The sequence below is a fragment of the Hyphobacterium sp. CCMP332 genome (assembly GCA_014323545.1).
Classification (GTDB): Bacteria; Bacteroidota; Bacteroidia; order Cytophagales; family CCMP332; genus CCMP332.
The window spans coordinates 1,545,978-1,571,397 of the sequence record CP058647.1 but is presented as its reverse complement, the minus strand read 5'-3'; the positions used below and the strand labels follow the sequence as shown (position 1 = coordinate 1,571,397).

The 25,420-nt window shown below is 37.5% G+C and carries 22 protein-coding genes; 7 read left to right on the top strand and 15 right to left on the bottom strand.

Annotation, left to right across the window (positions count from 1 at the left end; translation table 11 throughout):
- The first annotated feature begins 62 nt into the window (after window positions 1-62).
- A complete protein-coding gene (locus HZR84_06965; GenBank protein ID QNL21686.1) occupies window positions 63-731 on the top strand; it encodes a nitroreductase family protein in 669 nt (222 codons plus the stop codon).
- Entirely contained in the window at window positions 725-1,759 is a 1,035-nt protein-coding gene (locus HZR84_06960) for an SPASM domain-containing protein (protein ID QNL23209.1), read from the top strand. Before HZR84_06965 ends, HZR84_06960 begins: the two co-directional genes overlap by 7 nt.
- Here the strand turns inward: HZR84_06960 and HZR84_06955 are convergent.
- The 10 genes from HZR84_06955 to HZR84_06910 form a co-directional block, all read right to left on the bottom strand.
- Window positions 1,756-2,343, bottom strand: coding sequence for a YceI family protein (locus HZR84_06955; protein QNL21685.1), 588 nt, complete (start codon window positions 2,341-2,343; stop codon window positions 1,756-1,758). The two genes, HZR84_06960 and HZR84_06955, sit on opposite strands and share 4 nt — an antisense overlap.
- 69 nt (window positions 2,344-2,412) lie before the next feature.
- A complete protein-coding gene (locus HZR84_06950; GenBank protein QNL21684.1) occupies window positions 2,413-3,762 on the bottom strand; it encodes a hypothetical protein in 1,350 nt (449 codons plus the stop codon).
- A gap of 29 nt (window positions 3,763-3,791) precedes the next feature.
- Entirely contained in the window at window positions 3,792-4,349 is a 558-nt protein-coding gene (locus HZR84_06945) for a YceI family protein (protein QNL21683.1), read from the bottom strand.
- Window positions 4,350-4,511: 162 nt separating this feature from the next.
- Window positions 4,512-5,387, bottom strand: coding sequence for a bile acid:sodium symporter family protein (locus HZR84_06940; protein ID QNL21682.1), 876 nt, complete (start codon window positions 5,385-5,387; stop codon window positions 4,512-4,514).
- Window positions 5,388-5,444: 57 nt separating this feature from the next.
- Window positions 5,445-6,032, bottom strand: a complete 588-nt coding sequence (locus tag HZR84_06935; GenBank protein QNL21681.1) for an SET domain-containing protein — start codon at window positions 6,030-6,032, stop codon at window positions 5,445-5,447.
- A 13-nt stretch (window positions 6,033-6,045) separates the two neighbouring features.
- Window positions 6,046-7,002: a calcium/sodium antiporter gene (locus HZR84_06930; protein ID QNL21680.1), complete on the bottom strand. Its 957-nt coding sequence runs from the start codon at window positions 7,000-7,002 to the stop codon at window positions 6,046-6,048.
- A gap of 37 nt (window positions 7,003-7,039) precedes the next feature.
- The gene (locus HZR84_06925; protein QNL21679.1) at window positions 7,040-7,783 is read right to left on the bottom strand and encodes a phenylalanine 4-monooxygenase; all 744 of its coding nucleotides are present in this window, start codon (window positions 7,781-7,783) and stop codon (window positions 7,040-7,042) included.
- Between the two features lie 67 nt (window positions 7,784-7,850).
- Window positions 7,851-8,363, bottom strand: a complete 513-nt coding sequence (locus tag HZR84_06920) for a GNAT family N-acetyltransferase (GenBank protein QNL21678.1) — start codon at window positions 8,361-8,363, stop codon at window positions 7,851-7,853.
- A gap of 27 nt (window positions 8,364-8,390) precedes the next feature.
- Window positions 8,391-9,716 carry an HTTM domain-containing protein gene (locus tag HZR84_06915; GenBank protein QNL21677.1) on the bottom strand — a complete coding sequence of 442 codons (1,326 nt, stop codon included), beginning with the start codon at window positions 9,714-9,716 and terminating at the stop codon, window positions 8,391-8,393.
- Window positions 9,717-9,729: 13 nt separating this feature from the next.
- Window positions 9,730-12,198 carry a gliding motility-associated C-terminal domain-containing protein gene (locus tag HZR84_06910; protein ID QNL21676.1) on the bottom strand — a complete coding sequence of 823 codons (2,469 nt, stop codon included), beginning with the start codon at window positions 12,196-12,198 and terminating at the stop codon, window positions 9,730-9,732.
- 81 nt (window positions 12,199-12,279) lie between these two features.
- On the opposite strand from HZR84_06910, the gene HZR84_06905 reads away from it, so the two are divergent.
- The 3 genes from HZR84_06905 (at window position 12,280) to HZR84_06895 (ending at window position 19,561) form a co-directional block, all read left to right on the top strand.
- Window positions 12,280-14,400 carry a T9SS type A sorting domain-containing protein gene (locus tag HZR84_06905; protein ID QNL21675.1) on the top strand — a complete coding sequence of 707 codons (2,121 nt, stop codon included), beginning with the start codon at window positions 12,280-12,282 and terminating at the stop codon, window positions 14,398-14,400.
- 54 nt (window positions 14,401-14,454) lie between these two features.
- Window positions 14,455-16,506 carry a choice-of-anchor J domain-containing protein gene (locus tag HZR84_06900; protein ID QNL21674.1) on the top strand — a complete coding sequence of 684 codons (2,052 nt, stop codon included), beginning with the start codon at window positions 14,455-14,457 and terminating at the stop codon, window positions 16,504-16,506.
- Window positions 16,507-16,591: 85 nt separating this feature from the next.
- Window positions 16,592-19,561, top strand: coding sequence for a T9SS type A sorting domain-containing protein (locus HZR84_06895; protein QNL21673.1), 2,970 nt, complete (start codon window positions 16,592-16,594; stop codon window positions 19,559-19,561).
- On the opposite strand, the gene HZR84_06890 is transcribed toward HZR84_06895, so the two are convergent.
- Together HZR84_06890 and HZR84_06885 are read right to left on the bottom strand one after the other, a co-directional pair.
- Window positions 19,542-20,561 (bottom strand): D-alanine--D-alanine ligase, encoded by a 1,020-nt coding sequence (locus HZR84_06890; GenBank protein ID QNL21672.1) that lies wholly within the window; start codon window positions 20,559-20,561, stop codon window positions 19,542-19,544. The genes HZR84_06895 and HZR84_06890 overlap by 20 nt on opposite strands.
- On the bottom strand, window positions 20,551-21,171 hold the full coding sequence (locus HZR84_06885; protein QNL21671.1) for an outer membrane beta-barrel protein: 621 nt from the start codon (window positions 21,169-21,171) through the stop codon (window positions 20,551-20,553). The genes HZR84_06890 and HZR84_06885 overlap by 11 nt, the downstream gene beginning before the upstream one ends.
- 134 nt (window positions 21,172-21,305) lie before the next feature.
- Here HZR84_06885 and HZR84_06880 point away from each other — a divergent pair, with 134 nt between their 5' ends.
- Window positions 21,306-22,025, top strand: coding sequence for a 1-(5-phosphoribosyl)-5-[(5-phosphoribosylamino)methylideneamino] imidazole-4-carboxamide isomerase (locus tag HZR84_06880; protein ID QNL23208.1), 720 nt, complete (start codon window positions 21,306-21,308; stop codon window positions 22,023-22,025).
- Between the two features lie 56 nt (window positions 22,026-22,081).
- Here HZR84_06880 and HZR84_06875 read toward each other — a convergent pair whose 3' ends face one another.
- Both HZR84_06875 and HZR84_06870 read right to left on the bottom strand, forming a co-directional pair.
- Window positions 22,082-22,978 carry an FKBP-type peptidyl-prolyl cis-trans isomerase gene (locus HZR84_06875; protein ID QNL21670.1) on the bottom strand — a complete coding sequence of 299 codons (897 nt, stop codon included), beginning with the start codon at window positions 22,976-22,978 and terminating at the stop codon, window positions 22,082-22,084.
- Complete coding sequence (locus tag HZR84_06870; protein ID QNL21669.1) at window positions 22,972-24,009, bottom strand: bifunctional oligoribonuclease/PAP phosphatase NrnA; 1,038 nt, start codon at window positions 24,007-24,009, stop codon at window positions 22,972-22,974. The genes HZR84_06875 and HZR84_06870 overlap by 7 nt, the downstream gene beginning before the upstream one ends.
- Before the next feature lie 140 nt (window positions 24,010-24,149).
- Here HZR84_06870 and HZR84_06865 point away from each other — a divergent pair, with 140 nt between their 5' ends.
- Window positions 24,150-24,569, top strand: a complete 420-nt coding sequence (locus tag HZR84_06865; GenBank protein ID QNL21668.1) for a nucleoside-diphosphate kinase — start codon at window positions 24,150-24,152, stop codon at window positions 24,567-24,569.
- 69 nt (window positions 24,570-24,638) lie between these two features.
- Here HZR84_06865 and HZR84_06860 read toward each other — a convergent pair whose 3' ends face one another.
- Entirely contained in the window at window positions 24,639-25,316 is a 678-nt protein-coding gene (locus HZR84_06860) for a Crp/Fnr family transcriptional regulator (protein QNL21667.1), read from the bottom strand.
- Between the last annotated feature and the right edge of the window lie 104 nt (window positions 25,317-25,420).

The window sequence follows — 25,420 nt, the reverse complement described above, 5'->3', positions numbered from 1 at the left end:
CTGAGTTACCAAATTTAACTTTTACTTAATTTAAAATTAAGAATTTTTAAATGCCTTAAATTATGTCCTCAAATAAAGATGCATTTGTACCCTTTGAGCATGAATCGTTTTCGAACGAAGAAATGCTATTTCGCGCCAGACAAATGCGCGATTTTTCAGAAAAACGACGCTCAATACGTTTTTTTTCGGATAAGAATTTTCCCGAATCCATTCTCGAAGAAATTATACTTACCGCCAATACAGCACCTTCAGGTGCGCACAAACAGCCCTGGACGTTTTGTTTGGTCAAAGACAAAAAATTAAAACAAAAAATTAGAGAGGCTGCGGAAAAGGAAGAGTACGATAGCTATCATGGAAGAATGAGTGAAACCTGGTTAAAAGACCTTGAACCTTTTGGCACCAATTGGGAAAAGCCTTTTATTGAAACCGTTCCGTACTTAATAATTGTATTCAAAAGGGTATTCGAGTTGGACAAAGGTGAAAAGAAGAACAATTACTATGTAAATGAATCCGTAGGAATTGCCTGTGGGATGCTTATTAATGCCATTCATAATGCCGGTTTGTGCACACTGACGCATACGCCGAGTCCAATGAATTTTTTAAGTAAGATTTTGAATCGACCCGAAAATGAAAGGCCATTTTTACTTTTGCCGGTGGGCCTGCCTCATGAGAAATGCGAAGTCCCAAATATCAAGCGAAAATCTCTTGATGAAGTATTAGTAAGATATTGAAAAACTTAGGATTACAATATAGGGAGGCAATCAATTTGGCAGGCAAGGTCAATTTTAAAAAGTTGAGAAATGCCATTGAAGTCTATCAGTCTTACAGACACTCAAGAAAAACTGGAAAAGTTTTGCATCCGGCAATGCCTTTTGCGCTATCAGTTGAACCCACGACCTCATGCAATCTCAGATGTCCGGAATGTATTAGTGGTTTGAGGGCTTTTACAAGGCCAACCGGTATGTTGGAGCCGGGCTTGTATTCTAGAATAATAGAGGATGTCAGGGAGTATTTAATTTATCTGACGCTTTATTTTCAGGGGGAACCTTATCTCAATCAACATTTCTTTGATTTTGTAAGAATTGCCTCAGAATCTGATATCTATACGAATACCAGCACCAATGCGCATTTTTTAAATCCTGAAAATGCCGAAAAAACTGTAAAAAGCGGTTTGGACCGAATTATTGTATCCATCGATGGGCTGGATCAGGAAACGTATGAAAAATACAGAATTGGAGGGGATTTGAGCAAAGTAAGCGATGGCTTGAATAATCTGGTAAGTATTAAGAAAAAGCTAAAATCGCGAAAACCCTTTATTGATTTACAATTTATTGCAATGGGCACAAATGAACATCAGCTCAAAGATGTTAATGCATTTGGTGCGCAACTCGGTGTGGACAGAGTCCTTATTAAAACGGCCCAGATCAACAACTATGAAAACGGCTCAGCATTTATTCCATCTGATGAATCGCTGTCGAGATATAAATACAATGATGAAGGAAAATGGGTACTTAAAAACCGAATGGATAACCACTGCTGGAAAATGTGGCATTCTGCGGTTATAACATGGAATGGAGATGTAGTGCCCTGCTGTTTCGACAAGGATTCAAATCATTCGATGGGAAATATAAAGGAAAATAAGTTTGAAGAAATATGGAATAACGATGCTTATAAAGCATTCAGATCAAATTTATTCAAATCCAGATCAGAAATAGACATTTGCAGCAATTGTTCAGAGGGAACGAAAATCTGGAATTAGGAATTTTCGCTGGCTTCGAATTTCAGGTCAAAATTAATGGTTAGTTCTTCCTGGACTTTAACCAATCCCAAAAATTTCACAGGAGGCTCAATGCAATAATTCCTGAGATTAAGTGTTGCAACTCCATTGTAATGATAATGCTCATCTAATTTTTGAGGATTGACTTCTATTAGTTCATTGTGAACCTGGCCGGCCAATCGAACTTTTGCATTTAGAAAAAGTGATTTATGATGGGCACCTTTCATTTTGGGGACCACCGATTGAAAATCTATAGTAACAGAAGGGTACAAATCCGCTTTAAGTAATTCATAAAGATCATTGTTCATAATTCTGTTGCCGCTATCAAATCCTTTTACTTTTAAATTGAGAATGGCATTTTCAAATGAAATTCGATCTGAATTGCTCTTTACAGTCACACACATATCATCCTGAAGATATTCGGGGTCGTATTCAAAGCTGAATGTATTGACATTTGAAGTGCCGTGAATTTTTAACTTGCTTTCATCGTAAATACGAATATTGTATTCTGAGGGACTTTGGTTTTCCCATCCAAAAAACACAAATGCAAATAGCAAAAAGATCATAATTTATAAATATAAAATAGGGGAGTTGATAATTCAACTCCCCCATAACATTATTTAGGTCAAAATAATTTAGAAACTAATAGCTGCTTCAAGCACTATTCCATCCCAGGTTGCTCCGTCAAACCTTGATTGATTCAATGGTGCACCTTCTGGAGATAAGGAACCATCATAAGAATGTGTTACATACTCAATTTTAGCTAGCATATTTCTGGTTATGAACCATCCTGCACCAGCGTTAATTCTGGTTTGGCTCATATCGGTATTCGATTGATCTGTAAAATCGCCTGAAACAGAATTGTATCTTCCGCCAACGTAAAACTGTTCGTTTCCACCGAATCTATATAATAATTCTGCGCCAAGTTGAGTAAAACTACCTCCTGATGTGTCATTATCACTGGTCATTTCAAATACGCCGAAGAATTCTAAACCTTTAAATTTTACAAATGGGTTTACCTGGAAAGCTGTCAAACCTTTCCATCCCGGACTAAATCTTGGATCAAAATCACTTCCTCCACCTTGATTACTTTCCATAATGCCATAATATCTTGCACCTGATCTGTCTCCGGCATATAAATAATCTCTTTGACGATTTCTACCAGTTGGGTTTGGATAAGTTCCCTGATCTGCAGAACTGGTGTAGAATGAACCGGTAAATCTCAATCGAAGATCATCGTTCATTTGCTTGTCATAACCCAGTTTTCCATAAAAGGTAATTCCTTCATCGTTGTTTTGAACTACATTTTGGTTCAAACGGCCATTTGACGCTCCAACAACACCTAATATTCCGGATTCATGCATTACATTTACTTCTAAGAATGGTTCAGTTGTGAAAGCATCCATAATATAATTTCCAACAAATGGATTGAAGATTGTTCTTGCATTATCAGATCTTCTGAAATGCACATCACCGTAGTTGATTTCATCCATACCAACTTTAATGAAAGCCATATCCATAAATCCTGATAAGAAATCTTCTTTGATGAAGTCCAGTTTATCAATTCTTATATATCCGCCCTTTACCCATGCTTCTTCATGGTGTCTTGAAGAAAGATAGGTACGTAAATGTAAGCGCACACCATCATACAGCTGAGCATCAATGTTCAAATTGGCGGTAGGTAGATTGAAATTACTTCCCAGCTCTAATAGCGTATCACCTGCAAAATTTGAAGATTGGCTTATACCTTGATATTGCAATGCAAAATCTCCTCCTATTCTCAATCCAAATCCTCTATATGGCGTATCGTCCTTTGGTGCTTCAAATACGTTCAGACCTCTTTGGTCATTGTATCTGAAGTTTTGTAACTCTGCTCTGGAGTCCTCATTTTCATACATGTCAGCCGACTCTTCCTGAGCCAGCGCGTTCAGCCCTAAAAAAAGGGTGAAAATAAACGTTAATTGAAATACAAATAGCTTTTTCATATCGATAAAATTTAGATACATATTAAGTTTTAGTTTAGAATTAAATCGTATTCAATGCTTACTACTTCCCCAACCACGATTGTTCCAAACATGGCTGTTGGAGGTTCGATATTGAATTCAGTCATATTAATGTCCTTTTTACCGGAGATTTTTAATTTGTTACCCGATAAGCTGTAATTGCCTTTGACACTAATATTTTTTGTTACACCGGCGATGGTAAGCTTGCCTGAAGCAATTATGTCACCGGATTGAATGCTTTTAATATCATTTAACTGAAAAGAAATAAAGGGATGCTCTTCTGATTTGAGTGCTTCGTATGTAAGATCATTCATTTTACCCTTACCACTTTCTATTGATTCTACTTTAATTTTCGTAGTTAGTGACTTGATATCTTTCAACTCACCATCCATATCTACTTCTGCAGTTGCCGTCATTTCTTCAACTATACTTGTCCAGTCGTGAAGTGTAGAAGTTCCGTGGACGTACATTACGGAGGATTCATTCAAACGGAGTGTTTTTTGTGCAAAACCAATCTGAATTGCTGCCAGAAAAAAGATGAGTAGGAAAAGTCTTCGTTTCGAAATCATAATTGGAATAGTCTTTAAATCTACGATTCGAAAGTAGAAAGCTTTTTAGGCTGAAAACTTAGCGATAATCAATTTTCAAAATGATTTAAATCATCTAAATTTACTTAGTTAAAGAAAATCAAGGTATTTACTTAATAAAAGCTGATTCTGGAAAATACGGGTTTAATCTTCTGAATGGATAAGTTTTGAAGATTGTTGCGTTCCGATCATGATTATGGCGAAACCTGTTCCGAACATAATCAGACTGTAAATGGCTGCCGGAATGGCTAATACGGAACTTCCCAGTGCGATAGTGGCCACTCCAATGGCCATGGTGCCATTCTGAATGCCGGTCTCAATCGATATAGTAATCGTTTGGGGCAAACTAAGACGCAATATTTTGGCAGTTATAAAACCAATTAACATGGTTGTAAGATTTAAGGCTAGTGCTAGAATTCCTGCCTGTTCAAAATAATCTATGATATTGTTTTTCTCTTTTACGATAATGCCAAGAATAACAAGGGCCAATACAATCGCGGAAGCAATTTTTACTGATTTTTCCATTTTATCAGCAAAATCCGGCTTTTTAGCCCGGATCCACATTCCCAATGATACGGGAATGACCGTAATAATGAGAAGCTGGGCAAAAACTTTCGGAATATTTATTTCCACCGTTCTATCCATGCCCATAAAGTAATTCAGCGAAAATGAAACGATGAGTGGAATTGAAATTATCGTAATCAGCGAACTGATGGCGGTTAGTGTTACGCTCAATGCCGTATCACCCTTTGAAAGATGCGTAATCAAATTGGATGTGGCACCCCCTGGACAAGCTGCAAGGATCATAATGCCCACCGCCAATTCCGGAGTTACATTCAGTAAAATAGCGATCGAGAATGCAATGAGAGGTAATATAATTAGCTGATTTATCAGTCCGGTAAGAACAGCTTTTGGGAATTTTAAAACTCTTTTAAAATCTGCCATGGTCAGGGTAAGCCCCATACCAAACATAATAATGAATAGAGCAGCGATCAGAATGATTGTTCCGGTTTGGTTCATTTCATTTTATTTAAAAAGAGAATACAATGATAACAGTATAGCTTGAATTTTGAGGTCTTAAGATTCCTTATAGTAATTATTCAGTATCGAATCCATCTCCCTTTCTCCGTTGATTACCTGATTCACCAATTCCCAAAGATCTTTATTGATAAGTGAAGAGAGGGGTTGGTTGAGTTCGTTTATTTTTGGAAAAACCTTTAAAATCTTCTTATCCCAATGCTTATAGTATTTCAATAAATCATCGGGATAAACACTTTTTCTTTTGGTTTTTTCATCAGCAGCCCGGAAAGGCCGGGGAATATTTAAATAGCCGTAATCATCTGTCAATTGCTCTCCTATTTGAATATCCCGAATTGCGATTTCAAAATCATAAGCTGTTGTAAGACAATTTGAATTGAAACTGTGGTTAACAAATCTTCCATTATCCCAACATAGCACAAAATTTCCTTTATTATTTCTAAAGGTATAAGTATCCAGAATATCCTGATAGATTGCATCCATTTGCTGAAACTCTATTGGACTAAATTCTCTATCGAGTTTATCCAATACCCAGGTAATCGTACCGGCAGGAATTAATTCTGTGGCAACTACACCATAGCCAATCTCACGGTTGATGAATTTCAATTCAGTATTAGGGTGGATCATTTAAAATTTTTATTTAGTTACCCGAATTAATCAGATAATACGTATAAGCCAGAAAAACAATTAGAAGAATGGCAGCTTCCCAGCGATCCAGTTTTTTCTTACCTCCTGTAAACATGGCGATAAACAGAAATGCAGTTCCTCCTGCAATCAAATATAGATCGCGGTTAAATATTGTATCATATTGAATGGGCCTTATGATCGCACTTATGGCGAAGATTAAAAGGAAATTGAAAATGTTGGAACCTATTATATTCCCTACAGCAATGTCGGTTTTCTTTTTAATGGCGGCAACAACTGAAGTAGCCAATTCGGGCAGTGAAGTTCCCGCAGCTACTACCGTTAAACCAATGATTCTTTCACTGACACCAAATACATGAGCGATGGAAACCGCATTTACCAAAACTACTTTGCCTCCTATGACCAAACCTGCCAATCCCGCAAAGATGAATACGGTAACCATAAGGGAGCTCATATTTTTCTCCTCTAGCTGTATTTCTGCAGGATCAGATTTTAACTGAGAATAGACATAATAAAGAAAAATAAAAAACAGCCCCAGAAGTATAAAACCATCAGCTCTTGAAATAATGCTGTGCTGATCTACGAAGAAATTATTGCCAAATGCCAATACAAGAACAATAGCCAAAAGCGAAAATGGGATTTCCTTCCATACCGTACTCGATTGTACAGTAAGAGGAATAATAATTCCGGCAACTCCCAGGATTAAGAATAAATTGAAAAAATTACTCCCGATTACATTGCCCAATACCATTTGATGATGACCTTCTGCGGCGGCAAAAGAATTTACTACCAGTTCGGGTGCAGAAGTACCAAAGGCCACAATGGTTAAACCAATTGCAAGGTCAGAGACTTTATATTTCTTTGCCAGAGCAGCGGCTCCATCCACCAGCCAATCTGCTCCCTTTATAAGGAGAACCATTCCTAATGCAAGAAATAATAGATTTAAGACCATTTAATTCGGTATGAACCAAATTTATGAAATACTTGAATCAATTTACAAATTTTGATTTTGAACTCAATTTCTCTAAAGAAATCTTTAAGTTGTCAAGCGTATCGTATAAATATGACATGGATTCAACGGAATAATAAAGATTCTGAATTTCACTTGTAACTATTTCTTTTTCAAGGATTTCATCCAGGTCAAATTGTTTTACCGTCACATTTTTATTCTCATAAATATGTTTTGATTCACCAAAGGAGGATATAATACCTGCTCCGTAAATCTGTGGATTTTCCCGGCTTCCCATGAGTCCAAATTCAATGGTAAACCAATACAAACTTCTAAGGCCTTTTATTACTTCAGGATGATCCTTGTAATTAACACCTAGCTGGCCCAATGCCTGCATATAATTGGCATATTCGGAATCCATGAGCAAGGGGATATGCCCGAAAATGTCATGAAACATATCCGGTTCCTCAAGATAATCCAATTGAATTTTTTCTCTGATCCATGTGGAAGAACAAAATTTCCTTTTGGAAAGCAGTTCAAAAAACCGCTCCACCGGAATCAAACCCGGCACCACCTCAATGGACCAATTGGTCTTTTCCATAAGCGCATTATTTAATTCCGGGAATCTCGGTATGAAATCGGCGTTTAAGCTTTTGTTCAATTCATTTAAATAATGATTATACTCCTTACTCGCTTTAAGGCTTAATTCTTTTTTTTGTCTTTCGAATAGTATTTTCCATACCTCAAAGTCCTCATTTGAGTATTCTTCGTAATGCTGTTTCATAAATTGATATAAGGTCTCCGCGTATCCTGCCTTTGATGTTTAATTTTCCTTTGGAGAGAGATTAATATTATTTCTCAAACCACTTTTTGCGCAGGGCATAGATTAGTTCATCTTGGTATTCCTGATTTTTGTACAAGGTATTTTCCAAATGGGCTTCTAATTTATATCCGGCTTTTTCAAGCGCTTTTTGTGATGCAATATTAGTTCCAAATGGACGTGCAAATATACGTTCGATATCAAAGTTTTCGAAGCCGTAATCCGACATTTGTTTAATGGCCTTTGTAATTATTCCCTTACCCCAATATTGTTCGGCCAACCAATAGCCGAGCTCGCCGTTTTTTCGCATAATATCGTTTTTGGGGTGGAGTCCTATACTTCCCACTGCTTCTCCATCAATTTCTATAGCCAAAATGGTTGGGGGGACTTTTTCCGTTACAAAATCAAGAAATTTTTCCCCTTCCTTTTTTGTATAGGGATGCGGGAAATTATCCATCATGTTTTTAGCAATTTCAAAATTATTGGCATGCTTGACCAGGGAGGGCAAATCTTCTTTTTTCCAGGGCCTTAATTGAAATTTCATAATAATTGTCTCAATTCGGCTACTAATTTAATAATTCCTTGCTTGAGGTGCCGAATTTAAAAATTCATTGATAGAGGAACGGCGATTTGATATTTGCAAAAGATCAAAATCCGGATCAAATACATATAAAGGTTCGGAGCCGTTAAATGTGACTTTTATTTTTGACTTGACCATGCAATTTCTGATCCGTAGCTTTTTTAATGCCAATTGTTTTAAATATTCAGCAAACTGAACAGCCATGCGAGGATGAAGTGACATCTGCTGATACTGCGACAGATTTATTAAATTTTTAGGGTCGATTTCATGAATTTCTCTTTTGTCCAGATCAAAAAGGGCAAATTTCATCTCCACTATCTCGCGATGTTGAATTTTCATTCTCCAGGCAAAATGCTGCCCTTCACCCGTCCAATCGACATATCCTGGGTAGAGAAAATGTCGAAAGGGTAAAATGAAATGGATTATGAAATATAGGGACAGTACGATTAAAAGGGATTTTGTAAGTTTCCTTACTTGGATTTTTTGTTTTGAAATTGGCAAATTGAATCGCTTCAGATACGATTCAACTTTATCCTGATCGAGAAATAGAATCAGGGCTCCCATCATGAAAAAGGGGAAAATATTAATGTCTCGAAATATCCAGGCATTGGATAAATTAAAAAAGAGAGCGAGTATTATGGCTGGCATTCGCGTTCGTTTATACCATAATAGAAATGGAATACTCATGTCGAAAATCAAACCTCCGTACATAATGAAATTCTCGACCAGAGGAGTGCTGATAAACTCAAATCCCGAATTTTTTGCCCTGATAGCCAGAATTTCTTTTACCGGGTGCATATTCAACCAGTAGGGGTTTATTTTAGCAATACCACCAAAAAAATATACCATGGCAATGTGAATTTGAAAAATCAAATATTGCCATCGTGGTATTTGAGGAGAGGTCCTGCTTTTTTTTAAAGTCAATGAAGCATCTGCATTGCTTATGCTGAACATTAGACAAACAAGACATATAAGATATATATGATTATTGTAAAGACCTTTATCCAGCAAATGAATATAGGATAAGGACAAAAACAAGTAAAAGGAGGCCATACGAAAGTAATATCCAATTGTGATCAATACAGCACTCAGCAACATTCCTGCAAGGATTATTTGCATGGCAGGTTCACTCATAGGACTGAGCGGAAGAAAATCATAATTGAAAAGCGTGGCGGGAAGAAAAATAAATTTTTCGATGAGGCCGATGCGGTAAAAATAAATAACTTCCCAGAGCATGATTAGGCCAAATAAGATGCGAAATAGGCCCAGGCCAATTGAAGGTGAACTTTTGTTTAGATGATTTAAAATCGACTTCATTTTTTTAATCCGGCTATTTTAAAACTTCAATCCAGCCTTTGTAATTTTTAATTCCCAAGTCTTTTTCAAAACTAAGTCTATAGAAATAGGTGCCATTTTCAATATTTCTATCAGGCCAGGTATTATCGTAATTGATTTTACTATAAATTAATTTTCCCCAACGGTTGTATACGCTTAAGGTAATAGATGGGAACATTTGCAATTCGGGGATGCTAAATCGCTCATTTATACCATCGCCGTTGGGAGTAATTACATCAGGTAAAACAAGCCTAAGGGATTCATCAATGCACTGCATATTTGAGAAACTTACATATTCAGTTTCCAAATTTTTTGCCCTAATTCTAAAGCAGGACTCGAATTCCTCAAATGATTTTAAAGCATAGTTGTTAGAATTTAATTCTTCTGCCATAATACCGTTCCGAATTAAATTGTATTTGGTATTCGTTTTTGACCAGCCCAAATAATCGGTCCATTTCAAAGTTTGATTTTCAACATCCAGATAAATGGCTCTATGCGTTTTTGATCTGAGTGTATGGCTGCAATTGTTCTCGGTTTCAATATAATAGCCGGCACCGGGAGTATAATCAGGGTCTATCCATTTTGATTCGTTTTCAAGCAAAATAGTTTGATATTGTGAAATATCCTGCATGACTTTATAAAGCCGAAATGATTGATTTTGAATTTCGGGAATAGATTGTAAACTAAAATCTAGCCTTGTTAATTCCACCAGGCTATCTTCCGTCAGCCCATAGATGACAGGGTTAAGAATAATTCCGGAATCGAGCTTAATTTCCAATGATTTTTTTGCAAGCCTACAATTGCTACTGTCCTTTAAATAAACCAGAACTTGGCTAACGCTATTTTTCCAATCAATCAGAAGAGAATCACCGGATTTTTGTATCAATTCTCCATTTATAATTTGAAAATCTAATTCCAGTGATTTATCATAAATGATACGATACCAGACTTCAGAATTGTTGAGGCATAGTTTGCTTTCCCCCTCTATTTCAAGCGCATATTTTTTTGGATGAATAATGATTTCATCAAATCCAAAACATCCAAGATCATCCCATACTTCCGCAGTAAGGTGAATTGATTCTCCATCATAGATCAATGATACACTGGAATTATTTGAGATTATTTGGTCATTGAGTTTCCATGATATGTTCTGAAACGCATTCTTAAGGTTGAAATTGATTGTATCACCGATACATAAATTTTGTTTTTGCCCTTGGATTTCCAGCGGTATTTTGCAATAGCCCTCTTTACAAATACTTTGTATACCCAAATTGAGATTACTAAGCTGAATCGCTATTGGCAAGACAGATAGATTTACATTATCAATCGATAATAAGGAAGTGCTCATGCCCGGTGAAAAAGTACCCGTATCCAAAATGGCGTTTTGAAACTCACAAAACGATAAGGAATCTGAATCTATCAGACCGTAAGCAATCCCATTATTCGCCGTATTGTCATTTCTTATGCCGAAAAAGCCCAATCGTTTCCTATTTGGCTTGACAATAGCATGCAATTCAGAACTAAAATTATTCTGAAGGACAGTGGAATTTAATAGGTTGAGATTTGAATCCAATTGTAATAAAATACCATTGTAAATGCCATTTCCGTAATATTCTGCTTTACCAACGTTTGTGATGATTGAATTTGAATCAATTACAGAATTGTAAATCTCAAAATCATTTGCGACACCTATATGCATGAATCTTGCATTCTGAGATTGATCTGTAGTCCATTTGCAAATTATCGCATCGCCCGCGATGCTGCTGTGAGCATCGCTGTATCCTGAAATATAAAATGTATTTAAGTCTCGCCGAACAATTTGCCTCAGAGAGTTTATATTGCCTGAAGAATTAAAAAGATAGGTTTTAATGCTGTCGCTTTTGAAAGAATAATGAAATACAGAAGCTTCTTTTTCAACTGATCCAACAATAATAAAGCCATTGCTGTAAATGGATATGTCATTAAAAGTACTGGAGTTTGAGCTGTTTAATTTGAGAGAGGAAATAAGACTTCCGGTTTCTGAAACATTTATAAGTAAGCCGTTATTTTCTGTAAGATTTGTACCACAGATTAGCAGGGAATTTTCATATTTGACTGCAGAATGGATGGAAATCTCCCCTGTAGAAAAATAGGAATTGGCCCATTGAATCCGGCCTTTAGAATCAAATTTTAAAATGGCCACAGAGCTATTACTGACTGAATCAATCAGGCTTCCAAGTAGAAAAACCGAATTGCTGTCTGAAACAATCAATTCTTTTATTTGAAGAATGGAATGATTTGGTAATTCAATTTTATTTGAGCTTAAAAGATTTCCTATGCTGTCTTGAATAAGAAGCCCACTAAATTCATTCGCAGATGAATCCGTATAATTAATTTCGGAATATATTAAATTCTTATTGGGGCAGGCTTTTGAAATAATTGATTTTAAATCACCATTGAGAATTAACTTTTTGCTAAATTTCAAGTTTGGAATTGGATTCTGACCGGGCAGTCCGGTGGAGATCAGGCAGAAAACCAGGATGATATAGACACTTAATTGTTTTATATGCTTAAAAATTTACTCTTAAATGTAAGTAATAGCCATTACTTGAAAATATTTTTATCTCTGATATTTATCTATTCAATTGGGAATGTCACTAATGCGCAGACAATAAGTACATTTCCATATATCGAAGATTTTGAGAGTGGAAACGGCGGATGGACTACCGGTGGATCGGGAACCTGGTCCCTGGGCACACCAACAAAACAGGTGATTAACAGCGCAGCTTCCGGGGCCAATTGTTTCGTAACCGGTACTCTAGGTGGACAATACGGCCCAAATGAAAACTCATTCGTTGAATCCCCTGAATTTAATTTCTCAACCTTACAACAGCCCGTGATTCAAATGAATGTTTGGTGGAACAGTGAATTTTCATGGGATGGAGCGGTACTTCAGTCCAGTATAAATAACGGTTCCAGCTGGCAAAATGTTGGAAACTTCAATGATCCCAACAATTGGTATAATGACAATACCATTAACGGAAACCCGGGTGGACAACAAATTGGTTGGACCGGCCGAAATTCGACCGGAAATGGTTCGGGAGGCTGGGTATTAGCTAAAAACGGAATGAACAGCCTTATCGGTCAAAGCAGTGTTAAATTAAGAGTGGCCTTTGGTTCTGACGGGAGTGTACAAGATGAAGGATTTGCCTTTGATGATATTTTAATTTTTGATCTTAAAGCCCTTGATATTGGACTATTGAATGTATCCTCTCCAACGCAAGATTGCGGATTGGGTCTGGAAGATGTAACAGTCAGAATAAGAAATTTTGGTTTTCAAACACAAAGCAATTTCAACATTTCATATCAGTTGAATAATCAGGCCATTGTAACAGAAACCTATACCGGAAGCCTTAATCAGGATCAGGAAGCCACATTTACTTTTGCTCAACAAGTGAATTTAAGCAGCAGCGATAATTATGTCATAAGCGTTTGGACCGATCTTACCGGGGATGAAAACCGGACCAACGACTCTACATTGAATATAGGTTTGAAAACTGTTTTGCCGATAATACCGGTAACTTTTCCAGGCTACACCGGCGATAATTTAGATGAAGCAGTTCCCGGCTGGTCTGAGGCGAGAGGACAAAATCCTTCGGGAGCCAATTCAAACTGGACCAGTGCGGATTCAATTCAAATGCAGTTTTTTGGTGTCAATACAGCTCGCGTAAATTTATCGGGAATAAATCAGAGAGAATGGCTGATAGGGCCTATATTCAGAGTTCCTCAGGCATCTATCATGTATTTTAATGCCGCCACCACTATTAAGGATGGCACCGCTAATTCTGCCATGGGCTCCGATGATAAATTGGAGGTAATGCTTTCCAACGATTGTGGATCTTCCTGGACCAGTATGTTGACTCTTGATGCATCTACCGGGTTGGATAACAGTCTCCGGCAATACGCCCTTCGCCTCGATAATTATATTGGTCAGGAAATAATTTTGGCATTTAAAGCCAGCGATGGGCCTACCAACGATCCCGAAGATTACGACTTGCATTTGAGCAATTTTGAGGCGCGATTTATATATCCCAATGATGCGGGAATCGTGAGTTTCAGAACCGACAACGGAACACAAACGATCAATGCAAATACAGGTACAAATGTCTATATCAGATTGAAAAATTTTGGTGCCAACACAATTAATACCATCCCAATAATTGCTAAAATGGGAAGTGTTAATTATCAATTTGTGCGCTACAATAACCTGGGGCCAAATCAGGAAGTAGAAATAAACCTGGGTGGCTATTATGCCTCGGTTCAGGGGCCTCCTCAAGTCCCGTTTTTGGCTTATACCATGTATCCTAATGACACAATCAATCAAAATGATACGCTCCGCACATTTTTGAATGTTACCGGTGCAATTGGTGTTGGATTGGACGATCAGCAAGATAAACCTGTGAAAATATATCCAAACCCATCTGCCGATGGCGTTTTTCTGCTCCATTCCGACACCAAGCTTGAAGGCATAATTACGGTTTATGATTCAAAAGGTCAAAAAGTTCATGAACTGGAATCATATGATAATAAGCTGAAAATCAACTTATCTTTATTGGACAAGGGAGTATATATCCTTAATTACAAGGCAAAAGGGAATAATTCAAGTTATAAGCTTATTTATCGTTAAAGAAATTGTCCTATAAATGAAAAGCCTTATTTTTGATTGAAATAATTTCAATCAATGAGGATATTATTATTTTTTCTAGCGCTCTCCATCAGTTCAATTTCTTTTTCCCAAATCAACACTTTTCCTTACACACAGGATTTTGAAAGTTTTAGTAATTGCAGCGGAACCTGTAGTGGTCCGTGCAATTTATCAGCGGGCTGGTCCAATGCCACAAACGATGGCGCCGAATGGTTTGTCGATTTTGGGGGGACAAGTTCTTTAAATACAGGCCCTTCTCAGGATCACAATCCGGGAACTTCCTCCGGAAATTATTTATATACGGAAACTTCCGGATGCAATAATCAAACGGCACTATTAAACAGTCCTACATTCGATTTTTCTTTGTTGAGCAATCCTACTATTGATTTTTGGTGGCACATGTTTGGTACGGCGATGGGAACCATGCACTTCGACCTGGATACTGGAACCGGCGTTTGGATTCAGGATGTAATTCCTTCCTGGACTGCTAACACAAATCAATGGCAAAACACTCAGATTAATCTTACAAATCTTGCTGCATTTAATCCAAATGTAAAATTCAGGATTCGCGGAATGACAGGGACTTCTTTTACCAGTGATATGGCAATAGATGATTTCAGAATATTTAATGACATTCCCGATGATTTAGCAATTACCGAAGTTGTAAGTCCAAAACAGGATTGTGGTGTAACCGGTGTTTTGCCGATAGAAATTGAGATCACGAATCTTGGTGCCAGCGATCAAAACAATTTTTCACTGGCCTACCAGATCAATGATAATCCCCCGGTCATCCAGCAATACATTGGATTGCTCGCCTCTGATCAAAAAGACAATTTTGTCTTTCAAAGTAGTTTTGATTTCACCCCTTTGCAGGATTTTAAAATTAAAACCTGGGTTATATTTCCACAGGATCTGAACAAAGCAAATGATACCCTTAGCGAAGGCGTAAAAGAAGCATTTCCGCTTGAAGTCGTTGATTTTAGCAATTATAATGGCGACAATCTGGTCAATGCCTTTCCGGGCTGGAGGGAAGCAAGAGGCAATAATGCGCCCGGAGCAAGTTTGAATGCCAACTGGAAAAGTTCGGATTCTCTTCAGCAATTGTTCTTTGGAACTCCCACAGCCAAAATAAATTTGTCAGGAACACAAAATTCTGAATGGATTGTAAGTCCGCCGGTGTTAATTTCAAATTCTGCACGCTTGTTTTTCAGTGTTGCACTTACTAGTAAAGACGGTACTCAAAGCGCGAATATGGGAAGCGATGATAAATTGGAAGTTTATATTTCTACCGATTGTGGAAATTCATTTAATATTCTAACAACCATAGATGCCTTCACTACCTTATCCAATTCATTAAGACAATTTGCCATCAATCTTATCAGTTATGTTGGTCAGGATGTAGTATTTGCATTTAAAGCCAAGGATGGTCCGGTCAATGACCCCGAAGACTACGATTTACATATAACGCAAATTGAAGCGCGAAGAGTATTTCCGAACGATGTGGGCATAATTGATTTCAGAACTCAAAATGGCGATAAAATCATCGCAGCCAACACAGGTGAAAACATATTTATACGCCTAAAGAATTTTGGTTCCAACACCGTTTCTAATATTCCCATTGTTTCGAAAGTGGGAGTGGTGAATTATCAAAATGTATTTACAGGTAATCTCGCTTCAAATGCGGAAACAGAAATCAATATCGGGGCCTATTTCGGTGACCCAAATGGTTCGCCATTCATTAGTGTAAAGTCCTATACCCTATTTTCAAATGATACTATAAACTCCAATGATACCTTAAAAGCCGTTCTTAATGTGGATGGAGCTACAGAATTGCATGATTTATTAGAAAAGGAAATAAGCATAAGACCCAATCCATTCAATGATCATTTCACGCTTGATTTAGGTGCTTTTTCCGAAACGGTTAAATCGATCAAGGTATTTGATTTAAATGGTAAGGAGATACGTAGCGTCCATTGGAATGGAGAAAAGTTATTTAATTTCGAAGGCAATTCACTCTCTAAGGGATTGTATATTATAAATATGGAAGGAGAGAATTTCGTACATCGATTGAAGTGTATCAAAGAATAATTTATTTAATTCCAATAAATCTAAACTTTAGCGTTTAATACAATTATAATCCTGTATTTTTGCAGCCTTTTATAAGAAAATGCTAATGAGGTTTACCCTTTTCTTTTGTATTGCCCTATTTTCAAGCAGTCTCTTTGCTCAAATTCAAACTACATTTCCATTTATCGATAATTTTGATTTAGCCACCACCAATTGGCAAACCAGTGGAAATCTCAATACCTGGAAAAGAGGGGCCCCTTCGATGACTCAGATCAATTCAGCTTATTCAGGAAATAATGCCTGGATGACGGATACTCTATTTAATTATGCCAACAACAGACTCGATGCATTAGAATCTCCCCTTTTTAACTTTTCCTCGCTTTCTCAGGCGCCCTATCTAAGATTTAAATACAACATGAAAACAGAGTCCTGTTGTGATTATGTAAAATTTCAGTACACTCTGGACGAAGTCAATTGGAATAGTATCGGAAAATACAATACAGGGCAAAACTGGCATAATGACAGTACCGTAGATTACTGGAGTGGGAATTCCAATGGCTGGAAAATTGCCTCTCATATCTTAGACACCATTCCTTTGACGCAAAATGTGCGATTTAGATTTTTGTTTTTCTCAGACTACAGTCAGAACAACGAAGGTTTTGCTATTGATGATTTTGAGATTTTACAAAATTATACAGATGTCGGCCTGCGGCAATTGATTCAGCCGATTAGTGATGCCTGTGACTATCCGAGCGCTTCCCCGGTTACTGTTGAAGTTGAAAATTTGGGACAGACCGCTTTAAATAATATCAGTATTTCTTACCAGCTTGACTCAAACGCTATTGTAACTGAAACGATTGTTCAAATTGCTGCGGATACCAGCATACAATATGTGTTCAGTCAGGGTGTTGATTTATCCGCCAATGCAGAATACGAATTAAAAATTTGGATTGATTCAGCGAGCGACAATTACAGCATCAATAATACATTGACCAGCACAATAATAAACCTGAATGAGATCAACCAATTTCCATATTTTACAGACTTTGAATCGGGTCAGGAAGAATGGATTGAGGGAGGAGAAAACAGCACCTGGTCTTTTGGAGAACCCATGAAATCTAAAATCAGAGGGGCAAATTCAGGTCAGAATGCGTGGGTTACGGGAAATACCGGATTCGGGCTTTATAACAATAATGAAAACTCTTATGTATTGAGCCCTTGTTTTAATAGCACTTCATTAAATAATGCGGAATTGAGGATGGCTGTTTGGTGGGAATCAGAAAGCGATTACGATGGCGCTAATATTCAGTATACTTTAAATGATGGAATTAGTTGGCAGAATATCGACAATAGTAATTCTATAAACTGGTATAACAATTCACAGATTGATGGCTTGCAGTTTTCAGGTGGTACCGCCGGTTGGAGTGGAAATGAAAGCTTTAATGAGGGAAGTGGTGGATTTCTTTCTTCGAAGATCAATGAAAATTTGCTGGCCGGAAAATCAACATTGCGATTCAGAGTTAATTTTGGTTCTGATATAAATACCCGGGATGAGGGCTTTGCCTTTGACGATTTTTATTTTGGTGAATCTATTAATAATGATTTGGCGCTCCTCGCTTCGAACAAAACGAGATTTGATTTTTGCCAGGGAGAATCAGATTCACTCATAGTTGATATTCTAAATTTAGGGACAGCGGCACAAAGCAATTTTTACATTATCTATAATTACGCTAACATAAGCGACTCAAGCTTGTATTCCGGTACTTTAAGTTCTGGTATGCAGGATCAGGTTTTTCTTGGATTGGTTCAAGCCATTGATACCGGGAATTTTGAACTCAAAGTATATTCCAATTTACCATCCGATGGTTTTAATCAAAATGATAGCTTAAGTATTCCTTTAAGCATATATGCCGACAAAGCGCAGGCAAGTTCGAGCAATGTTCAAATCTGTGATAGTGCAAGGGCTCTTTTAACAGCCAGTGGTGACAATTTGATAAAATGGTATTCAGATATGAGCAGAAACGATCTTGTGTTTGTTGGCGATACATTTCTCACCGGTTCCATTACCACCGATACTACTTTTTATATTAGCAATACAATTGGCTTAATCGATACCTTAGGACCTGAGGATAATTCTATAGGCAATGGATCCTATACTAATATCGATTCCCGAACAAGAATTCAGGTCAGCAATTATACCTCAATCCTTTCTGCCGCAATTTATGCCAACCTTTCCGGATCATTTGATATAAGTATTGAGGATGAACAGGGAAATACCCTTCAGAGTAAAACCTTTACAACGAATTCAGGAAAAAATAGAATTTACCCGGGTTTTGATCTTGTTCCCGGCGATTACATCATTCGGGTGCACAATTTTAGCGGCACAAGCTTATATAGAAATACTTCGGGCGCAGAATACGGTACCTATTCAAATGCATATCTTGCCATTCTTGGAAATAATTTTGATCCGGAATTTTATTATTACCTCTATGATCTGAGAGTTTCAAATTCACAACCTTGCGAAGGAGAATCCAGTGTAAATGTAACAAGGGGGAATGTCAGTCCAATGGCGAATTATAGCTTTGACCGTGAAAAAAACAGGTTCATTCTTAATAACCGGTCTCAATCGGCTCAAACATTTACCTGGTTATTTGAAAACCTTAGCACAGGTACTTTGGACTCTAGTAATACTATCCATCCGATTGTATTTCTCGATACGGGGACTTACAAAATTACCTTAATCGCGAGAAGCAATTGTGGAAGTGATACGCTAAGTCGCAATTTTGTAATCGATGAAATTAGCGCGATAGAAATATTTAAGCCTAGAGAAAAATATGAATTGCAATTGTATCCCAACCCTGTCCGGGATCAGTTTTCATGGGCTACAGAAGCCACTTCAAATACATTTGAAGTTATAATTCACGATATCTTTGGCCGGGAAATGTACCGGGAAAATTCCAATGAAAACAGAGGGACAATATTTACAAATAATTGGAAGCCGGGATATTATATCATTCAGATTTCTGCAGAAGACCTTTTATTAAGAAGCAAATTTATTAAGATTGGTCATCGCTAAGGTAGCTTCGGAAAGCCCGAAATAATTCGGAAAAATTTTCAGACACAAGCCCTTTTTTGCGATTGTAAACTGCAATCCTGTGCATGTATTTCCAGTGTTGAAACAAAGTTTTATAGGCTTTCAATATGGAAGAATTGGGATTATAAATATGGGCCGGTTCAGAGTTGGCTCCGTTTATTTCAAGAACTTTGAAATTTCTTCCCGCTTTTAATTCCTCCCAGGATTTAGTACGTATATCAAGTCTGCCATAATTAAAGCCAGTAACAGGAATTAATAATTGATTCATAACATCCACTAAATGGACATCAATTTTATCCATAGCATTTAAAAATATTGTTCCGCGGCTGTGATTTCCGATGGGCTCAATTAAAAATTGCTCTCCATTTTTTGGAATATAATCCGATTTCTGAGGATACCGTTCTTTTATTTTCTTAATGTAAGGTCGATATCTGTTATTTTTATGAAGCAGTTTTTCCACACTGTCCAGGCCATTTCCTGTTATGGTTAATAGTGACCTCTCCATGAGGGATGAAATAAAGCCTATATTGTGCGACATGTCTCTGATCCAGAGCACACCAATCTCCAGAGGCCAGTTTATAAATTCTTGCACAATGACTTCAACCTTTCCCCATAAACTGTATTCATAGAAAGCACTTTCATTTTCTATGAAAGCCACCTGTTTTCCTCTTTCACCCTTGTCGGGTTTCAAAATCAGGGGAAATGCAATTCCTTTTTTATGAAGCATTGCCAATGCCTCAGCCGGACTCGTTGTTGGAGAAATCAACAATTGCAAAGGAATACGATGCTCAGGCAAAGCATCCAGAATTTTAAATTTGGAATAGGCGAAGAGTCCTCCCCATTTCATGACTGGGTTGGATAGTGAAAAAAATGTAGTATTTCGCGCTTTAAGGACAAGCCATGAAGCATAAATATAAACAGGGATGTAGAATAGCCATGCCGGCCAGAATTCCCATTTTGGTATTATACTTTTAACCGCCATTATTAAAAAGAATACCGATATAGGCGGAAACCACCTGATGATAACGGTCGATGGAATTGTTGATTGTGGAGATGCTTCGTTGATATCTCAAACCACCCTGCAGACCTTCCTGCTTAAAAAAATTCAATTCCACGGCATAACCCAATTCTAATCTTCTCAAATCGTTTTCCTGAAACTGAATTGGAACCGTAGTTCCGCCAAATTGGGATTCAAGCTGTGAATCGATGAGATAAGCCCCATATAGTCCACCCCCAATTCCAACCCCCTTGGTAAATTCAAAACATCCTAAAACCGGTATTTCAAGAGTATGATAGGTTTGTAAAATGGCCGTTTGCTGACCAATTCCTGCTGAAATGCGAGCGCCTTTTTGGTTGTAAAGCAATTCACTTCGAAAATAAAACTGATTAACTGCAGTTGATTCCAATGAAAAACCTGCTCTCAGGCCAAATTTAGGTTCATTTCCGATTTGCACGCTTCTTCCTACGATATCAGAAAAATTACCACCTACTACAATACCCCAGCCATCGCGGGTACTAAAAGCCTGTGAAAAAGATGGACTCTTTAATAAGAAAAGCAAAAGGCTTAATAGAATTATTTTTGATGTTTTCATAGACATTGCTTACCAAAGAATTTTTGTATATTCGAAAGCTCTCGGACCAATTTCAATACGATTTACAATTATATAACAGTCCATTAATTAAAAATTGTTGGCCTTAAATTAATTTCGCCAATTTAACATTTATGATAGAGATAATACCAGCCATAGCCGTAATGAACAATAAAGTAGTAAAAGTAGCACAAGGCAACTTTGAAAACGTGGTTGTTTATGAGGATGCGCCAATCGATGTGGCCCAAAAATTTCAAGATGCGGGAATCAAGCGAATTTTATTAATTGATCTTGACGGGGCAAAAAAGGGTGTTATCGTTAATTATACCACGCTTGAAATGATTTCGCGTTATACCAAGCTGACAATCGATTTCACCGGAGGTGTGACCAATGACGGGGATATCAGACTGGCCTTTGAGTCCGGGGCTCAAAGAATTGCCGCTTCCCGAATAGCCGCAAATTATCGTGAGCTTTTTAATCAATGGATCATCACATACGGAAGGGAAAAAATAATTCTCGCTGCCGATTCAAGAGGCGGGAAAATCACTACAGGTGACTGGACATCAACAACCGAACTCGATGTAATTGATATGATCGGCTATTATCATGAAAGAGGAATACTACATGTTAAATCCACTGATTTATCAAAAGATGGCCAGCTCAAAGGGCCCGCTGTAAAGTTTTACAAGGAAATACTGGAAAAGCATCCCGATGTAAAACTGATCGCCAGTGGTGGAGTTAGGTCTGCCGAGGATATCCGCACGTTAGAAAAAATAGGAGTCAGCTCTGTTGTGATAGGCAAAGCCATGCATGAAAATCTGATTGACCTCAGCGAACTTTCTGAGATCATGGCATAAAAAAACGGAGCTCGAAAGAATCAGGCTCCGTTTTTCTATAATCCTAAATTTCGGATTTATTTAATATCCAATAATTCAACTTCAAAAATCAAAACTGAATTTGCCGGAATAGCCGGACTAGGACTTTGTGCTCCATAAGCCAAGTAAGAGGGAATATACAATACTCCTGATCCTCCTTTACTTAGCAAAGGAATACCTTCCTGCCATCCTCTTACAACGCCTGATAAAGGAAAAGTAACGGGCTCGCCACTCATACCTTGTCTTTCAGGCATGTTTTCAGGAATGGATGAGTCAAAAACGTTTCCATTTAATAATTTACCGGTGTAATGAACAGTGACCTGATTTTGAATGGTAGGATGTGTTCCGTCTCCTTCATCGGTAATCGTATAATAAATTCCCGACTCGGTTTTTTCAGCCTCAATTCCATTTGCACTTAAATAGTCCTGAATCAGGTTATCATCGGTTTGTTTTTGCTCCGCTTGTGCTGCTTCTTTTTCAGCCTGAACTTCTTCCTGTGTTTGGATATTTTCCATTTTAATGGTGTAGCTCAAATATTTTGCACCTTGTAAGAAAGGGGGCATATTGTTCATTCTTCCTTTGAAAAGAGAATCAATCGGCACTTTGAAAAAAGCGCTGTCACCAACACTCATAAGGGCAAAACCCTCTGAAACATCGCCGTTGAAACCGGGCTCTTGTAATGGAGTTTTAATCGGATTGCCGGTTTCCCAAGTGCTGGTAATAACGGAATCTTCGTTTTTGTAAAGCACCATATTGAAGGTCAGCATGTCTCCAATATTTGCTACAGGCCCTTCGGCGTCGTTTAATAATTTGTATTCAAGGCCTTTTTCCGTGACCGTGAATTTATCTTTTCCTCCACCATTTGCGAGGTTATCACATCCGAAGCCGCTCAAAACGATTAGGACAAATAAAATTTTACTTGTGATTTTTAACATAATGTATTTTCTAATTCTGATTGTTTAACTAATTCTTCTTTGTATTCCTTGAGGCTATTTTCAAATTTGCTTAGCGCATTTTCCAGGCTGCCTTCAATTCTTCCTCCTGCTGCGTTTTTATGGCCGCCGCCATTAAAATGTTTGCTGGCATATTCATTCACATTGAATTCTCCCACAGATCTGAAACTGAATTTTACTCCATCATCTTTTTCTGTGATTAATGCAGCAAAAACAACGCCTTTCAGTGATAAAGCATAATTCACAAGCCCCTCACTGTCACCGGTTTGGTAATTAAATTCTTCAAGATCCTTTTCAGATAAACTAATGTAGGCCGTATTGTATTCGGGTAAAAATTTAAGTTTTTGACTCAAGGCATAACCCAATAATTGAAGTTTTTTCAATCGGTTATTATCGTAAACCAAACGGTGAATCTTGGCATGATCGATATCGTATTCCATAAGGTCTGCAATAATTAAATGCACCTTTCTGGAAGTAGCCGGGAATCGAAATGAGCCTGTATCTGTCATGATCCCTGCGTAGATTGCTTCTGCTTCGTGTTTGCCCATTTTATCGGACAAATCCATAAGATGGATAAAATCATAAATCAATTCCGCAGTGGAAGAAGCCTTGGAAGACCAGAGTTCATAATCGGCGAAATCTTCTTTTCCGATATGATGATCAATCAATACCTTTTCCGCCTTGCTTTCTCTAACCATTGCTTCGAGTTTGTCCACTCTTTTCAAGGCACAAAAATCCAGGGCAAAAATGATATCCGATTCGGAGATCAGGGTTTTGATTTCGTCAGATTTTGCTTCTGAATATTGAATTACCTCATCCTGACCGTGTATCCAGTTTAAAAAAGCAGGATAATCGGTAGGGGAAATAATATTTACCTTATGACCCATTTTCTTCAATATCGACATGAGCGCAAGACTCGAACCCAGTGCATCAGCATCGGGTTTTGTGTGCGGTAGAACTACAATGGACTTAGGATTTTGAAGTTTATGTTTTAACTCTTCTAAAGATCTCATATTTCAGAATCCGCTTAGGATTCTTTTTTAAAGCCTGCAAATTTGGAATTTTTTTAACTGATAACCAATCTTATTAGTTCAGAGTGTAATAAATTAAATAAAAGTTTAGTTTTGCGCTCAAATTCAAAACAACAATAAAAATGGCTGGGAATATCACATTTTCAATGATTAAGCCGGATGCAGTGGAAGCCGGTAATGCAGGAGCAATATTTAAAATAATCGAAGAAGCGGGCTTTAGAATCGTGGCTTTGAAAAAAACAAAATTAAGTGCAGAAAGAGCAGGAGCTTTTTACGAAGTACATAAGGAAAGACCATTCTATAAAGATCTTTGTGCATACATGTCCGGAGGGCCTATTTATGCTTTTGTCGTGGAAAAAGACAATGCAGTTGCAGATTTCCGAAAAATTATTGGAGCCACAAATCCTGCTGAAGCAGCTGAGGGAACGATCAGAAAACTATTTGCAACATCTATTGAAGCCAATGCGATCCACGGATCTGATTCTGATGAAAATGCCCAGATTGAGGCAAGTTTCTTTTTCTCTAAAATGGAAATGTTTTAAAAAAGACTGAAGACGAAGGGACGGAAGACGACAATAGATAAATTTCGTCCTCCGTCCTCCTTCATCGTACTATTTAAGAAGCGCCATGTCTCTTACAAGAATTCTTCTTCTGTCAAAATTGATGACATTCTTTTCTTTCAACTCGTTCAGAACTGTGGTCACAGTTTGACGGGAAGTTCCAGTAAGATTCGCCATATCCTGATGCGTGAGCGGATTGCGGATTAGGGTTTCAAAACCTACTTTTTGTCCACGCTCTTCACCCATTTCCTTTATAAAATCGACTATTCTGGTTCTGGCATCTTTGAATACCAGTGATTCAAGACGTCTTTCAATTTTTCTTAGCCTCAATCCAATAATTTTTGTCAGTTTTATGCTCAGCTCCTTGTTATCGAGAAGAATGGATTCCATTTCTGCCAGCGAAAGCGGGCAAAGTTGAGTTTCGTTTTCTATGGCTTGTGCAAAGTCATTGCGTTTTTCCTCACCGATAAGCGCCATTTCGCCAAAGAGTTCTCCCGGTGTGAGCACAGCTTTTAGGATCTCCTTTCCGTCTTCGGAATAAGAGCCGATTTTTACTTTTCCCTGATGGATAAAATAAATGGTATCCGAAGCATCATTGGGGAAATAGATGAATTCGTTTTTTTTATAGGATTTTGGTTTATACGCTTCAGACTCACCCGATTTTTTAGGACAAAAAACGTTGAAGAGGTTGACATTCTCTAGAAACCAAAGTGAAGACTGATCCTGCATAATATTAGATTAGTTCAAATTTATGTAAAAATTCTGCTAAAATTATTATTTGAAAAAAGAATGCTTTAATGATTCAGCTATTGAATTTAATGAACTCTAATGAA

Excerpts from the sequence above, each read along its gene's own strand:
- HZR84_06870 (QNL21669.1), bottom strand. The coding sequence starts at position 24,009 with ATGAGATCTTTAGAAGAGTTAAAACATAAACTTCAAAATCCTAAGTCC.
- HZR84_06885 (QNL21671.1), bottom strand. The coding sequence starts at position 21,171 with ATGAAAACATCAAAAATAATTCTATTAAGCCTTTTGCTTTTCTTATTA.
- HZR84_06900 (QNL21674.1), top strand. The coding sequence starts at position 14,455 with ATGAGGATATTATTATTTTTTCTAGCGCTCTCCATCAGTTCAATTTCT.
- HZR84_06920 (QNL21678.1), bottom strand. The coding sequence starts at position 8,363 with ATGAAATTTCAATTAAGGCCCTGGAAAAAAGAAGATTTGCCCTCCCTG.
- HZR84_06930 (QNL21680.1), bottom strand. The coding sequence starts at position 7,002 with ATGGTCTTAAATCTATTATTTCTTGCATTAGGAATGGTTCTCCTTATA.
- HZR84_06940 (QNL21682.1), bottom strand. The coding sequence starts at position 5,387 with ATGAACCAAACCGGAACAATCATTCTGATCGCTGCTCTATTCATTATT.
- HZR84_06965 (QNL21686.1), top strand. The coding sequence starts at position 63 with ATGTCCTCAAATAAAGATGCATTTGTACCCTTTGAGCATGAATCGTTT.
- HZR84_06945 (QNL21683.1), bottom strand. The coding sequence starts at position 4,349 with ATGATTTCGAAACGAAGACTTTTCCTACTCATCTTTTTTCTGGCAGCA.
- HZR84_06875 (QNL21670.1), bottom strand. The coding sequence starts at position 22,978 with ATGTTAAAAATCACAAGTAAAATTTTATTTGTCCTAATCGTTTTGAGC.
- HZR84_06860 (QNL21667.1), bottom strand. The coding sequence starts at position 25,316 with ATGCAGGATCAGTCTTCACTTTGGTTTCTAGAGAATGTCAACCTCTTC.
- HZR84_06935 (QNL21681.1), bottom strand. The coding sequence starts at position 6,032 with ATGATCCACCCTAATACTGAATTGAAATTCATCAACCGTGAGATTGGC.
- HZR84_06955 (QNL21685.1), bottom strand. The coding sequence starts at position 2,343 with ATGATCTTTTTGCTATTTGCATTTGTGTTTTTTGGATGGGAAAACCAA.
- HZR84_06890 (QNL21672.1), bottom strand. The coding sequence starts at position 20,561 with ATGGCGGTTAAAAGTATAATACCAAAATGGGAATTCTGGCCGGCATGG.
- HZR84_06915 (QNL21677.1), bottom strand. The coding sequence starts at position 9,716 with ATGAAGTCGATTTTAAATCATCTAAACAAAAGTTCACCTTCAATTGGC.
- HZR84_06895 (QNL21673.1), top strand. The coding sequence starts at position 16,592 with ATGAGGTTTACCCTTTTCTTTTGTATTGCCCTATTTTCAAGCAGTCTC.
- HZR84_06905 (QNL21675.1), top strand. The coding sequence starts at position 12,280 with ATGCTTAAAAATTTACTCTTAAATGTAAGTAATAGCCATTACTTGAAA.
- HZR84_06925 (QNL21679.1), bottom strand. The coding sequence starts at position 7,783 with ATGAAACAGCATTACGAAGAATACTCAAATGAGGACTTTGAGGTATGG.
- HZR84_06865 (QNL21668.1), top strand. The coding sequence starts at position 24,150 with ATGGCTGGGAATATCACATTTTCAATGATTAAGCCGGATGCAGTGGAA.
- HZR84_06950 (QNL21684.1), bottom strand. The coding sequence starts at position 3,762 with ATGAAAAAGCTATTTGTATTTCAATTAACGTTTATTTTCACCCTTTTT.